This is a genomic window from Hallella colorans, assembly GCF_003096815.1.
In the GTDB taxonomy this organism is placed as follows: Bacteria; Bacteroidota; Bacteroidia; order Bacteroidales; family Bacteroidaceae; genus Prevotella; species Prevotella colorans.
This window is the reverse complement of record NZ_QENY01000013.1, coordinates 76,126-90,404: the sequence shown is the minus strand read 5'-3', so window position 1 is coordinate 90,404 and position 14,279 is coordinate 76,126. Positions and strand designations below refer to the sequence as shown.

The following is a 14,279-nucleotide window of genomic DNA, read 5'->3' as shown; positions in this document are numbered from 1 at the left end:
GGGGCTTACTTTTGAAAAAATAAACCCCGAAGTCCAATTTTACTGGGCTTCGGGGAGGATATTTATGCTCTTTTGAGTTTTACCGGACAGCAATAATTTTCAAGCCATACACGACAAGACGAGAAAATACCACGCCCAAGATGTTTTGCAACCAAAATACCCAACTTTTATTTTGCAAGCCCACACGATAAAGGCCCAATGGCATCGTGAAAAAGGCCTAAAGGGCATGCGTTGGCTACCGAATGACAATGCCTTTAGCGTCTAATGGCAACATGATTAGGCATTAAACGCAAAATGAAAAATACGTTTTTGTAGGAGCGATAATTTTATTTCCACATAACATGCGGTGTATTAACCAATTACAAAACACACGCTATTTTTGCCGTTTTTCGGGCAAAAACACCTGAAAAATAAAAAAAACGTAGAAACAAGGGGGTGTTGTTTGTTTTTTTCAATGCAATTTTTAATGTGAAAAAGCATGGCCGCAGATGTGACATTTCGCCTCGAAAAGCCATGCCATCAAACCGGAACAGCCATACACACGTCACTCTTTTTGCCGCCTGTGTATGACGCGCACGGTGCCACACAGCGCGTCGTAACGCACCTGCAGCGAGTCGACCTTCACGCCCAGACGATTGCGCCGACCAATATCATGCTCGCTCTCGAATGCCCTCTTGGTAGCTTGCAAAGCCAAGTCGGTGCGAGCGATGTCGGCTTGCGCTATCTTGAGCGACGCATCTTGCCATATTTTCAACGCTCGTCGACGTGATTTCACCGCCTTGGGGTGGCTGGCGCGCAAGTTGGCTATGGCATGCAACGTAGCCACATAGTCATGGTTTTGATACAACGAGTCTATCAATCGCATCTGGGATGCGGCCTTGTCATCGGCCGATGGTTGGCAAGAAACGACGCAAACAAACGTGAAAACAAGTGCTATATATCTGTTCATGCGCACAAAGTTAATGAAAAGCAACGAGCCAAGGCTCCATAAATGCAATCTTTTTTGTAACTTTGCATGTCATCGGCTTGCGTAAACTCGGACACGCACCCATTCCAAATTACAGAGCAAACGGGCGCCAAGACAACAGATACATTACAACATAGACAAACATGCGACATCTCAGCGACAGCGATTTAGCGACATTATTAGATAAAAACATATTTCACAAGATATCCGAAGCGGCTGACAGCATAGGCCAAGAATGTTATGTGGTAGGCGGCTATGTGCGCGACTTGTTTCTTGAGCGACCCTCCAACGACATAGATGTGGTGGTGGTGGGCAGCGGCATCGAGGTGGCCAAGCGGCTCAAAGAGATTTTGGGCGGAAAGGCGCGACTCAGCGTCTTTCGCAACTTTGGCACCGCACAAGTGAAATGGCACGGCCTGGAAGTGGAGTTCGTGGGGGCCCGCAAAGAAAGCTACAGCCACGACAGCCGCAAGCCCCACGTGGAGGACGGCACACTTGAGGACGACCAGAACCGCCGCGATTTCACTATCAACGCCTTGGCCGTGTGCCTCAACCGAGACCGCTTCGGGCAATTGGTAGACCCCTTTGACGGTCTGCAAGACATGGAAGAAGGCGTGATACGCACGCCAATGGACCCCGACATCACATTCTCGGACGACCCACTGCGCATGCTGAGGTGCGTGAGATTTGCCACCCAACTGCGCTTCTTTATCGAAGACGAAACCTTTGACGCACTGGCGCGAAACGCTGACCGTATCAAGATTATCAGCGGAGAGCGCATACAAGAGGAACTCAACAAAATAATGATGACCGACAGTCCCAGCAGAGGCTTCGTGGATTTGCACCGCTGTGGCCTTCTCGACATCGTCATGCCAGAACTGACTGCGCTCGACAAGGTGGAGACACGCGAGGGGCGCGCGCATAAAAACAACTTCTATCACACACTTGAGGTGCTTGATAATTTGTGCGCCGCACAAAATAAACGCATGGAAAAACTCCACCAAGAGCTAAACGCTCTCGACCGCAAAAGCGAAGAGGCAGAGCTATGCCAAAAAGAGATCGACCTGCTCAACGAGCACAAATTGTGGCTGCGCTGGGCATCACTGCTGCACGATATTGGCAAAGCCAAGACCAAACGGTGGGACAACCAGAACGGATGGACGTTTCACAATCACAACTACGTGGGCGCCAAAATGGTGCCGGCCATTTTTAAACGATTGAAGTTGCCCTTGGACGGCAAAATGAAATACGTCAAAAAAATGGTGGACCTGCACATGAGACCCATCGCCATCGCCGACGAGGAGGTGACCGACAGCGCCGTACGCCGATTGGTGAACGACGCCAACAACGACGTGGACGACCTGATGATGCTATGCGAAGCAGACATCACCAGCAAGAACAGGGTGAAAAAACAACGCTTCTTGGAAAACTTCAGATTAGTGAGAGAGAAAATAACCGACTTGCAAGAGAAGGACTACAAGCGCGCGTTGCAGCCTTGCATAGATGGCAACGAGATCATGGAGATGTTCCACCTGAAACCCTCAAGAGAGGTCGGCACCCTCAAACAAACCCTCAAGGATGCCGTGCTGGACAACAAAGTGCCCAACGAGCGAGAGCCATTGATGCGCCTATTAATGAAGAAAGCCCAAGAAATGGGGCTTTGTTAAAAATCAAAAATACTTGTTAAAAGAATAAGGGATATCGATGAGTTTTCATTGATATTCCTTAAATTCGCATGTAGAAAAACTAAAAACGAATTTTAAGTTTTTTGCTATTGCCATCAAATGGCATTATCTCGCTAACGAAAATCAACATAAAAATATAATAGGTATGAAGATTAAGCAATGTTTATTTGTGGCAGCCACGGCCGCAATCCTTCTTTCATGTGGAGGTAAGGGACGACAAGGCATGCCCAAAATGGGCGACAACGAGTTCGCGGTGCGAACGGTTGGCACCCAAAGCGCTGGCCTGCAAACCACCTATCCCGCCACCATTCGAGGTATACAAGACGTGGACGTGAGACCCAAGATAGCTGGCTTTATTACCAAGGTGCTCGTGCATGAGGGACAATCGGTGAGAGCCGGACAAACGATGTTTGTAATAGACAGCGAAACTTACCGTGCCGCCGTGCGCCAAGCGCAAGCCGCCGTAAACACAGCCAAGACAAGAGCCAACACGGCTCGCATGACCTATGATAACAACAAGAAACTGTTCGACCAACAAATCATTGGACAATACGAGTTGTCAACGTCGCAAAACAATTACTCCACGGCACAAGCGGCGGTTGCACAGGCACAAGCCGCGTTGGCCTCAGCAAGAGAAACGTTAAGCTGGTGCACGGTAAAAGCGCCCGCAAACGGCATTGTAGGAAGTCTGCCTTTCAAAGTGGGAACACTCGTGAGCGCCTCTAACGCGCTCACGACCGTGTCTAACAACGCCACCATGGAAGTGTTCTTCTCCATGAGCGAGAGCGAGATTTTGGCACTCGCGAGGAACGCAGGGAGCACTGCCACCGCCATCGCCGAGATGCCAACTGTGAAACTGCAATTGGCGGACGGAACGATATACAACCATCCGGGCAAGGTGGTGAAGATGAGTGGCGTGATAGACCCGTCCACAGGCTCCTACTCGATCATAGCCCATTTCCCCAATCCGGAGCGGTTGCTCAAGAGCGGTGGAGCCGGACAAATCATCGTGCCGAGAACCAACAGCGCTGCCATCGTCATTCCGCAAGAAGTGACATCGCACATACAAGACAAAGTGTTCGTGTATCTTGTGGGCAAGGATAACAAGGTGAGATACACAGAGATAAAAGTGAACCCACAGAATGACGGCAAAAACTATATCGTGACCGAGGGATTGCGCCCCGGCGATCGATACGTGAGCAAGGGTATAACCAAGCTGACAGATGGCATGGAGATAAAACCTATCTCAGAGGCCCAATACATGAAAAAAATAGAAAAAGCCGAGAAAATGGGCGCCTCGCAAGCCGACGCAAACTCGTTTATCAAGGCCATGAAAGATGAATAGGATGAGCGCGACCCCGACTGTAGGGATGCCTTTAATCTATAAAACAACGCATACATGACTTTTTCAAAATTCATAAAACGCCCAGTGCTGTCCACGGTGATATCCATTTTCTTCGTGTTGTTAGGTGCCATTGGGCTTATATCGCTTCCCGTGGAGCAGTATCCAGACATAGCCCCACCCACCATCTCTGTATGGACGGTATACCAAGGAGCCGACGCCAAGACCGTGATGAACGCCGTGGTGACGCCACTCGAAGAGAGTATCAACGGCGTGGAGAACATGACCTACATGACATCGTCGGCCACCAACTCGGGCATGGCACAGATCACCATATTCTTTAAGCAAGGCACAAATGCCGACATGGCCGCCGTGAACGTGCAAAACCGCGTGGCGCAAGCACAGTCGCTGCTGCCGGCCGAGGTGAACCGCGTGGGCGTGACGGTATCTAAACGGCAGACCTCAAACGTGATAATTTTCTCCATAACGACCGAAGACGGTCGCTACGACAGCAAGTTTCTCACCAACTACACCGAGATCAACGTCACGCCACTCCTCAAACGCATAAAAGGCGTGGGCGACGTGCGGAGCTTCTCGACCGAAACCTACTCCATGCGTGTATGGTTGCAACCGGAGAAGATGAAACAATACGGCTTGGTGCCTGCTGACATCACCCGTGCCTTGGCCGAGCAGAACATCGAGGCGGCCCCGGGTGCGTTCGGCGAGAAAAGCGACATGGCCTTTGAGTACACGCTGCGCTACAAAGGACGACTGTCTGATGCGCGCGAGTTTGAGAACATCATACTCAACAGCAACACCACCGGGCAGACGCTTTACCTTAAGGACGTGGCGAAAGTGGAGCTTGGCAGCCTGATGTACAACGTGAACATGAAGAGCAATGGTCGCCCAGCCGCCATGGGCATGGTACAGCAAGTGGCCGGCTCTAATGCCACACAGATAGCCACCGACGTAAAAAAGGCTTTGGCGCAAGCGCAAGAAACCATGCCGCCGGGCATGATCTACACCATTGAGCAAGACGTGACGGAATTTCTGTTCGCCTCCATAGAAGAGGTGGTGTTCACGTTGGCGCTCACGCTGGTATTGGTATTCTTGGTGGTATATGTGTTTCTCCAAGATTTCCGCTCAACGCTTATCCCGATGATCGCCGTGCCCGTGGCATTGGTAGGAACGTTCCTGTTCTTGTGGATATTCGGTTTTTCCATCAACCTGCTCACGCTGTCCGCGCTACTTTTGGCCATCGCCATCGTGGTGGACGATGCCATCGTGGTGGTCGAGGCGGTGCACGCAAAGCTCGACCAAGGCTATGACAACGCATTGACGGCTGCCATCGATGCCATGAACGAGATTTCGGGAGCCATCATCTCCATCACTTTGGTCATGTCGGCCGTGTTCGTGCCCGTATCGTTCATGGGCGGCACATCGGGCACCTTCTACCGCGAGTTTGGCGTAACCATGGCCGTCGCCATCATCATATCTGCGGTGAACGCCCTGACTTTGTCGCCGGCCCTATGTGCCATATTCCTTAAACCGCACGAAGAGGAAACGAATGACAAGAACGCTACGTTTATAGACCGATTTCATCATGGTTTCAACCGCGTGTTCGACAAGGCCACACACAAATACAAGAAAGGCGTGACCTATATGCTCAAACACCGCGTTATAACAGGCATAGCGGTGGCGGTAGGCATCGTGGCGCTCGTCGTGGGCATGGCGACCACCAGCACCGGACTGGTGCCAAACGAGGATGTGGGCACCCTGTTCGTGACCGTCTCGGCCGCGCCGGGCACCAGTCAGGCTCGCACGCAGCAGATTGTGGACCAAGTGGACAGCATGCTCGCCTCAAACCCAGCCATCAAACGCAGGGAGGCTATTACTGGTTTCAACTTCATAGCTGGGCAAGGTTCTGACCAAGCCACGTTTGTCATCAAGCTCAAGAGCTTTGAGGAGAGGTCGCCGAAAAATGTCCTCGCCCGACTATGGGGCGTGATAACGGGCAAAGGCGTGGCACAACTGTTCATGAACCCGATGGACGCCAACATGGTGTTGGGCATGATATACAAGCAGACGGCGGCTATCAAGGATGCGAGAATCATAGCCTTTGGACCACCGATGATACCCGGTTTCTCGGCCAGCAACGCTGTCTCAATGTCTTTGCAAGACAAGACGGGAGGCGACTTGAACAAGTTTTTCGAAGTGGCGCAAACATATCTCGAAGAGCTGAACAAACGCGACGAGATACAAAGTGCCATGACATCCTACAACCCCAACTATCCACAATACATGGTCGACGTCGACGTGGCCAAGTGCAAGCAGGCTGGAACGTCGCCAGCCGCAGTGCTCTCCACGTTGCAAGGCTATTACGGTGGCATGTATGCGTCCAACTTCAATGCTTACGGCAAGCTGTATCGAGTGATGATACAAGGAACCGTGGAGAGCAGGATGAGGCCGGAGGGGTTGAGCAACATCTACGTAAGATTGGCCTCAGGTAGCATGGCCCCGGTATCAGAATTTGTCACATTGAAACGCGTTTACGGTCCGTCAAACATCAGCCGGTTCAACCTTTTCACGGCTATCAACCTCAATATCACACCGTCGGGCACCTCTGGCGACGCCCTGAAAGCGTGCGAGGAAGTGGCAAAAGAGGTGTTGCCCACTGGCTACGGATACGAATTTTCGGGACTGACACGCTCCGAGGCGGAATCATCAAACTCCACAGCCATCATCTTTGTGCTGTGTTTCGTGTTTGTGTATCTCATATTGAGCGCACAATACGAGAGTTATTTGCTACCGCTGTCAGTGCTGTTGTCGGTGCCATTCGGCCTTGCCGGAGCGTTCGCCTTTACCAATCTGTTTGGACACTCCAACGATATATACATGCAAATATCGCTGATCATGCTCATCGGACTGCTTGCCAAGAATGCCATCCTCATCGTGCAGTTCGCTCTTGAGCGCCGCAAGACGGGCATGGGCCTGCGCTACGCGGCCATTCTTGGCGCAGCCGCGCGCCTCCGCCCCATCCTGATGACCTCGCTGGCCATGATTATCGGCTTGATGCCGTTGATGTTTGCCTCGGGCGTTGGCAAGAACGGCAACCAGACACTTGGCGCCGCAGCCGTGGGCGGCATGCTCATCGGCACATTCTTGCAGATATTCGTGGTGCCAACATTGTTTGTCACTTTCCAGTGGATACAAGAGAAATTCACGCCGATGGTCTTCGCCGACGAGGCAAGTCAAGAGGCTCAAGCCGAATTGAAACAATACGCGCGACCGAACAAAAAGGCCGCTCGCAACAACTCGTAAGACGAATAAAAACATCGCCAAGCTCTTCCATCAACCCTATTCGGGCACATGGCGAGAGCCGCGATTTATAAAATACACAGCATGAAAATAATTAGAAGCATTATCTTAGTAGGCACTTTGGCACTGGCATTGTCGGGCTGCAAGAGTCTCTATGGCAGATATGAGCGACCGCAAGTCGCAGCCAACGGCCTGTTTCGAGACACGCTCTCGGCAGCAGACACCTTGGCCACGCCCGACACCTTGAGTTTGGGCCATTGGGCTTGGCGAGATGTTTTTACCGATTCGCAGCTGCAAACGCTCATCCAAAAGGCATTGGACAATAACCCCAACTTGCTTAACGCTGCGTTGAACATCGAGATAGCCAAGGCCCAACTCAAAGCCGCCAAATTGGCTTTTCTGCCGCAATTCGCCTTCACACCACAGGGTACAGTCAGTCATTTCAACGAAAAGACTGTCCAATCATACGACCTCACGGTGGCGGCAAGTTGGAACGTGTCGCTCTTTGGCGGCTTGACAGCGGCCAAACGAGCCGCCCAGACATCACTCATACAGATGGAAGACTACCAGTTGAGCGTCAAAACATCCTTGGTCTCGGGCGTTGCCAACTTGTATTACACGCTGCTCATGCTTGACAGGCAGATGGAATTGGTGCAAGAAATGGAAATGTTGACGCAAAAAACATGGAAGCAAATGGAGGCCATGAAGAACGGTCGCATGGGCTATCGGTCTACGGCCGTGCAGGCTGCCGAAGCAAATTATTACTCCGTGCTGACCAGAAAGGCCGACTTGAAACGCCAACTGCGAGAGATGGAAAACTCACTTAGCCTGCTGTTGGGAGAGCCGGCACAATTCGTGCCACGCGGCAAACTGGCAGACCAAAGCCTGCCAGGGCACTTCTCCACTGGCGTAGGAATTCAACTTTTACGCAACAGGCCAGACATTCACGCCAACGAAATGGCGCTCGCCACATGCTTCTATAACGTGGAAAAAGCTCGCTCCATGTTCTATCCAAACATAACTATCAATGCCATGGGTGGTTTCAGCAATGGCAAAGGCATGGTTAACCCAGGCCAATGGCTACTCTCCGCCGTTGGTTCGCTCACCCAACCCATCTTCATGAACGGCAGGCTCACAGCGGGCCTGCGAGTGGCCGAGGCCAAATATCAGCAGGCATACAACACTTGGCAAAACAGCATCTTCAAAGCAGGAGCCGAGGTTAGCAATGCCTTGGTGCTCTACAATACCTCGCAAGAAAAAAGCGCCATTGAGCAAAAACAAATCGAAGTGCTCAAGAAAAACGTGGAACACACTCACATGTTGCTCGATATGGCAGGCAGCACATACCTTGAAGTTATCACCGCAGAGAGCAAATTGCTCAACGCCCAACTCTCCAAGGTGACCGACGACTTCCATAAAATGCAAGCCGTTGTCAATCTCTACCAAGCACTCGGAGGTGGCACGCGATAGCCTCAAGGCATCGGCGGCGCATCTGTAACACCTTCATTAAAGCGCGAGCCTACCGAGAAGCTCACCAAGACGAATATGGTACAACTCTTCACGAAATATATCATGAGCCATCGTCAGACACCCAACTTGCAAGAGAACACATCCACATCTCTATCATGAAGCATCTGTCGAGACTCTTAAAACATCATCAACATGTCAAAAGAAATTAGTCCACAAGCCGTGGTTTCGCCCAATGCCAAGATTGGGAAACGTTGCAAAATATACCCATTCGCTTACATCGAGGACGACGTCGAGATTGGAGACGACTGCGTGGTCTTTCCATTTGTCAGCATACTCAATGGCACGAGGATGGGCAATAACAACAAGGTACACCAATGTACGGTGCTTGGAGCTGAGCCACAAGACTTTCGCTACACTGGCGAGAAAACCCATCTTATCATCGGCGACAACAATATTTTCCGTGAAAATGTGGTTATAAACCGCTCCACCCACGCCAGTGGAGAGACCGTTATCGGCGATGACAACTTCTTGATGGAGGGCGCGCACATAAGCCATGACACCCAAGTGGGCGACCATAACGTCTTTGGCTACGGCACGAAAATAGCCGGCGACTGCGTGATTGGCAACGGCGTGGTTTTCGCCTCGTCGGTCATAGAGAGCGCAGGCACTCATGTTGGCGATCTCGTCATGATACAGGCGGGCACCACTTTTTACAAGGACATTCCTCCTTATATCATCGCGGGTGGCAAGCCTGTAAACTATGGTGGAACCAACACCATGATGATGGAGAGGTGGGGCATCAGTCCCAAGGTGCAAAAGCATGTGGCAAACGCCTACCGATTGGTGTTTCACAGCCAAAACAGCCTATACGATTCGATCACGCAAATCAACGAGCAGGTGCCCGATGGCAAGGAAATCCAAAACATAATCAACTTTCTTAGCAGCAGCGACAAAGGCATTATCACCAAGATTTAAGCGCAAAGGCGCATGCCACCCCATTAACGACAACGGTCGACCATGAGGTCGACCGTTGTCATTAATGGCCCATACGAGCCGCAATTTCATATGTTAGGGCACACCCTTACACTCAAATTTCTTAGTGTAGATTAGTTTCGCGGGACTCCACTCATGGCGCAGCCTATAAGCATGTTACATGATACCATCCTCACGTAGTTTCTTTTGCCATGTCCAAGCGGTGCGCAGCACCTCATCCAAAGGAGCTTCGGCCTTCCACCCGAGCACCTTGTTCGCCTTGGTACAGTCTCCCCAAATCTTCTCTATGTCGCCCTCGCGGCGTGGCCCGTACTTCCAATTTACCTTCACACCGGTGGCTTTCTCGAAAGTTTCCACTATCTCGAGCGTGGAGTTTCCGTTGCCTGTGCCAATATTGAAGTACTCCAACGCGTCGCTGTCGGTATCAAGCACCCGGGTCATGGCAGCCACATGCGCCTTGGCCAAATCCACCACATAGATATAATCGCGTATACACGTGCCATCAGGCGTATCGTAATCATTGCCGAAAATGGTCAGTTGCTTGCGTATTCCCATGGCGGTTTGCGTAACAAAAGGTATCAGGTTGGCCGGCACTCCATTGGGAAGCTCGCCGATAAGGCCCGACGGGTGAGCGCCTATCGGATTGAAATATCTCAGCACCACGCTCTTGATGCTGGCCCCACTGTGTATATAGTCGTGTATAATCTGCTCGTTTATCTCCTTGGTGTTGCCATAGGGCGAGGTCGCCTTTTGGTGGGGAGCGTCCTCGGTGACAGGCAAGTTCTCGGGTTTGGGTTGTCCATACACGGTACAACTCGATGAGAATATGATTCCTTTCACGTCATATTTGGGCATGAGTTCCAAGAGATTGATGAGCGACACGATGTTATTGCGATAGTACAACAGAGGTTTTTGAACGCTCTCGCCTACCGCCTTACTCGCCGCGAAATGGATAATTCCCTCAATGTTGGGATATTTTCGAAATACTTCCTCGGTGGCTTCCATGTCCCGAAGGTCCACCTTCTCAAAGGCTGGGCGCACGCCCGTTATTTGCTCTATGCCATCAAGCACCTCTATTTTGGAATTTGACAAATTATCAATGATTACTACTTGGTAACCAGCCTGTTGCAGTTCCACAGTGGTATGCGACCCTATAAAGCCCGTACCACCGGTTACGAGAATTGTTTGTTTCATCTTAATTTAACTTGTTGTACATTAGTTATTAATATGTTCACAAAGTTAACAAAAAAACATCAATGCGCACCACTATTATCAATAATTATAACTTAAAATATCAGTTCAGCCCCAACAGCGCGCGCAAGCCACCGTCCACACCCGAGAAGCCCATGAACGCCAACGACAACAGGCATGCCGTGAGCAGCACCAAAGGCATGCGTGGCATGCCTTTCGGGATGTTCACCATCCCCAACCACTCACGGACGACTCTCTGCCTAAGCAATATAGCGTTCATGATTGGACACCTATTGTAATTTTACAAAGGAATGACTCACAAAAAATAGACATTCCCTAATTTATCGCATTTTCCTTACAAAAGTTCCACCAAGTGCGGTTCTAACCTTGACAACGACCATTTGCGTGGCGGGTATACGCAATTTGACCATGCGCTGCCCCATGGCATTGACGGACGCCAACAATGTACCATTGAGCGCGAACACCTGTACACAAGCTAAGTCTTCGCCTTGCGCGCAAATCCAACCATTGTCTCGCACCACACGAAGTTTGCTTTTTACTTGGTCCAACCCTGTTGGGTTGTCTGGATAAATGTCGTGTTGTCCATTAACAAACGACAAAAAGAAAGGCGCGTTGTTATCGTTCCAAAGGTCTTGCTCCTCCCCGTCTACCTCGCCCATCAACGCTAACCTGTACGTGCGGTTGTTGATAACGGGCAAATCATCACTGGTTTTCAGCCATCCGGTAAGGAATGTTTCCTCGGCCCCTCCAATTAGTTTATATTGCCGTTGGGCGGCGCTGCCTAAGGATATGCGCCGTTGATTTTGCGTATCTATCAAGCAAAGCGTCAGTTTTCCATTGTAAGAAGCTTGGGGTGCGAGCGTCATCACCACTCCTATCTTAAGCAACGAGTTGTCAGTTAAGTCCACCTTCATGGACGGCATGGACGATCCACTGTTGTCTTTCACCATTCCCAACAGCCGAGTAAAGAGTCTGTCCCCGGGCTTGGGCGTCACCACTCGCAGCATGGAAGGCTCGTCACCATGCACCATGCCCACCGCGGCAACGATGTTATTGTCATTTTGTTTGACAACCTCCACTTTCAATTTGTAATCCTTAGGCTGCAAATTGTCCGGCAAGCGCATGTCCACCCTCGTCTCCGTCTCGGCGAACATATCAAAGTCAACGGCTCCGGGCGTCTGCCCTGAGGCCACGACACGCCCGTCATCGTCCACGAGTGACACCCTCACCACACCACTGAATGGCGTACCGGTGAGCTTTCGTATCGTCAAGCAAAGCGTCGCATTTCCGCTGGGCACGCACGGTTTGAGCGTATATGGATGGGCTGTCAACGCAAAAGGAGCGTTGTCATCGGGCTTCTCGTACACGCGCACATTGCCACCTTTAAAGTCGAAAGCGATGCGTGGCGATGTCTTCATCCTGCACCAGGCCCCATAGCCGCCATTTTCTTTGATATTGGCACACACGGGCTGCAGGTAGTAACGCCCATCATCGGCAAGGTTGGCAAGGTCAACCTTAAACGTGCAAATGTCATCTATCAATTGGTCCGGCAGCAACGCTCCGCCATTGTACTTACATCGCTCCGCCGTGTAGCCACCTTTGTCGTGCCACGCCGATGGCACCACGTCTACCTGTTCATTCCGCTCATTGTAAACAGCCAAGCCAATATCGCCAGCGAACGGCCTGCCAGCTTGGTTCTTGAAATGGTGGTAACTGACCGTAATGGACCGCTGTTTGCCAGCAGACAAGTTGCCATCGACCGAAATGCCTCCCTCCGAGTAAAAGCACAGATTTGGCGCGTCGTCAGCAAGCTCGGTGTCAATGGGCGCACAGTTTGGCTTGTTGGGATGCACCAAGACTATCTGTACCTGCTTGTTGAACGTGAGTGGTCTGCCCCCGAACTCCCGTCCTGTGGTGGAGAGGTTCAGCGCCGAGATGGAGAAGTAGCCATCGCCGCCGCCCCCCCAGCCAAAGTTCATGTGGAAGAGATTATCTTTGTCCACGCCGTCCACTACCCATGCGTGACCGTTTCCACCCAGCATCGCGTTTCCGCTTATGTACACGGGAAAACCATTCTCCATCTCCTTGCGCAAGATTTGGACGAATGCTGCCGTTCCCTCGTCAGACTTGCTGAGCATGGAGGTGGAATAATCAAAGTACTTCTTTAGCGCCTTGGCGGCCATGAAAGTTTGCGCGCCGCTTGCCGCCGGGGTGTACTGCATGTTCACCGCCACACCGACGTCTCGCATAAGAAGAGCCACGGCATCGCAGCACACGGTGTTGTGCCTGGCGGCATACGTATTGTACTTGGGCAGCATCTTGTCCCATTGGTACACCGACTGGCTGAAATCCACGTTCAGTTCGCGGTTGTCATAGAGCACTTTGTACGAGTTGCTGCCCCGACCTCGCTCCGGCCATCGGTGATATCGCATGATTTGAGCCACGGCCGTGGCCACGCATCCAGTGTAATCGTAGCCCGTAAGACGATTGTAGGGGTCGTCTTGGCTCCATGCCGTCGCAAGCATAGGGGCAACGGCCTTACGGTTTGGGGGCGTAGTGCCAATAATTGCCCTTGTGGCGGGCTGTCTTTGCAATTGCAGAAAAGCGTCGCGATACGCACCAAGCAGAAACTTAAGCTCTTGGCTCGCGCGCAGCGTGTCAAGTGTTCCGGCATGAGAGTAGCCCAGTACCTGCCCCATGCCATCGTCTCCAGCCACAACCACGAAGCCCCGTCCCCGACTGTCGTTATATATATAATAAGGTGGAGCGACACGCGAAGCCCTCGTGGCGCGCATTGCCTCGCGGCGCGACGCTTCACTTACATCGACATATTGGCGCGCGATGCTTGTCGCCCTGTCCGCTGTCACTATCTTGCCTAAGGTGGGAACGCTCACCGTCGTGGCAAGCGCAATACCCCATATAGTGGGGCTAAACCATCTGTTTATTTTCATTTTATTTACATTTGTTTGTTATAAGAGTTTGTTATCCAACGACATATCCCCACCATCAACAATTGGTCAAGTAGAGATGACTTGTTTTTTATTTCTCGCGACATTATCCCATTGCCAGCGCCGGAATGGGCCACGCATTGAAATTTAGGTTACAAAGGTAGTTCTATTAATCAATATTTTCGTGTTTAATTTTTAAAAAAAATACAAAAAAAACACATCAACGCAAAGGGAAACCTTGCCTTGGCGTTCTCTATCCACATACTTTCTTTAGGATATAGGAAATATTTAGGCCAAGACCAGCTCACCCGGCCGGATGCCACCGGCTGACGCGCGCAACAGTC

At 51.3% G+C, this 14,279-nt stretch carries 8 protein-coding genes and 1 pseudogene; 5 read left to right on the top strand and 4 right to left on the bottom strand.

The features are described 5' to 3' along the window. Positions 1-544 precede the first annotated feature (544 nt). Entirely contained in the window at positions 545-949 is a 405-nt protein-coding gene (locus C7379_RS07770; RefSeq protein ID WP_116616794.1) for a hypothetical protein, read from the bottom strand. A 161-nt stretch (positions 950-1,110) separates the two neighbouring features. On the opposite strand from C7379_RS07770, the gene C7379_RS07765 reads away from it, so the two are divergent. From C7379_RS07765 to lpxA, 5 genes are all read left to right on the top strand, one after another. Continuing rightward, positions 1,111-2,634, top strand: coding sequence for a CCA tRNA nucleotidyltransferase (locus C7379_RS07765; protein ID WP_116616786.1), 1,524 nt, complete (start codon positions 1,111-1,113; stop codon positions 2,632-2,634). A 163-nt stretch (positions 2,635-2,797) separates the two neighbouring features. After that, positions 2,798-3,997 carry an efflux RND transporter periplasmic adaptor subunit gene (locus C7379_RS07760; protein WP_116616785.1) on the top strand — a complete coding sequence of 400 codons (1,200 nt, stop codon included), beginning with the start codon at positions 2,798-2,800 and terminating at the stop codon, positions 3,995-3,997. Between the two features lie 54 nt (positions 3,998-4,051). After that, complete coding sequence (locus C7379_RS07755) at positions 4,052-7,315, top strand: efflux RND transporter permease subunit (protein ID WP_116616784.1); 3,264 nt, start codon at positions 4,052-4,054, stop codon at positions 7,313-7,315. A gap of 81 nt (positions 7,316-7,396) precedes the next feature. Next, a complete protein-coding gene (locus C7379_RS07750) occupies positions 7,397-8,782 on the top strand; it encodes an efflux transporter outer membrane subunit (protein ID WP_207773409.1) in 1,386 nt (461 codons plus the stop codon). A 192-nt stretch (positions 8,783-8,974) separates the two neighbouring features. After that, complete coding sequence (lpxA, locus tag C7379_RS07745) at positions 8,975-9,757, top strand: acyl-ACP--UDP-N-acetylglucosamine O-acyltransferase (protein ID WP_116616782.1); 783 nt, start codon at positions 8,975-8,977, stop codon at positions 9,755-9,757. Positions 9,758-9,931: 174 nt separating this feature from the next. Here lpxA and galE read toward each other — a convergent pair whose 3' ends face one another. The 3 genes and pseudogenes from galE to C7379_RS07730 all read right to left on the bottom strand — a co-directional run bounded on the left by galE (position 9,932) and on the right by C7379_RS07730 (position 13,938). Beyond that, the gene (galE, locus tag C7379_RS07740) at positions 9,932-10,969 is read right to left on the bottom strand and encodes a UDP-glucose 4-epimerase GalE (protein WP_036891642.1); all 1,038 of its coding nucleotides are present in this window, start codon (positions 10,967-10,969) and stop codon (positions 9,932-9,934) included. Positions 10,970-11,069: 100 nt separating this feature from the next. Next, positions 11,070-11,216 (bottom strand): annotated as a pseudogene (locus C7379_RS07735) (electron transport complex subunit RsxA); the annotation flags it as partial. A gap of 91 nt (positions 11,217-11,307) precedes the next feature. After that, on the bottom strand, positions 11,308-13,938 hold the full coding sequence (locus tag C7379_RS07730) for a C10 family peptidase (RefSeq protein WP_116616781.1): 2,631 nt from the start codon (positions 13,936-13,938) through the stop codon (positions 11,308-11,310). Positions 13,939-14,279: the final 341 nt, after the last annotated feature.

Excerpts from the sequence above, each read along its gene's own strand:
- C7379_RS07765 (WP_116616786.1), top strand. The coding sequence starts at position 1,111 with ATGCGACATCTCAGCGACAGCGATTTAGCGACATTATTAGATAAAAAC.
- lpxA (WP_116616782.1), top strand. The coding sequence starts at position 8,975 with ATGTCAAAAGAAATTAGTCCACAAGCCGTGGTTTCGCCCAATGCCAAG.
- galE (WP_036891642.1), bottom strand. The coding sequence starts at position 10,969 with ATGAAACAAACAATTCTCGTAACCGGTGGTACGGGCTTTATAGGGTCG.
- C7379_RS07770 (WP_116616794.1), bottom strand. The coding sequence starts at position 949 with ATGAACAGATATATAGCACTTGTTTTCACGTTTGTTTGCGTCGTTTCT.
- C7379_RS07755 (WP_116616784.1), top strand. The coding sequence starts at position 4,052 with ATGACTTTTTCAAAATTCATAAAACGCCCAGTGCTGTCCACGGTGATA.
- C7379_RS07750 (WP_207773409.1), top strand. The coding sequence starts at position 7,397 with ATGAAAATAATTAGAAGCATTATCTTAGTAGGCACTTTGGCACTGGCA.
- C7379_RS07760 (WP_116616785.1), top strand. The coding sequence starts at position 2,798 with ATGAAGATTAAGCAATGTTTATTTGTGGCAGCCACGGCCGCAATCCTT.
- C7379_RS07730 (WP_116616781.1), bottom strand. The coding sequence starts at position 13,938 with ATGAAAATAAACAGATGGTTTAGCCCCACTATATGGGGTATTGCGCTT.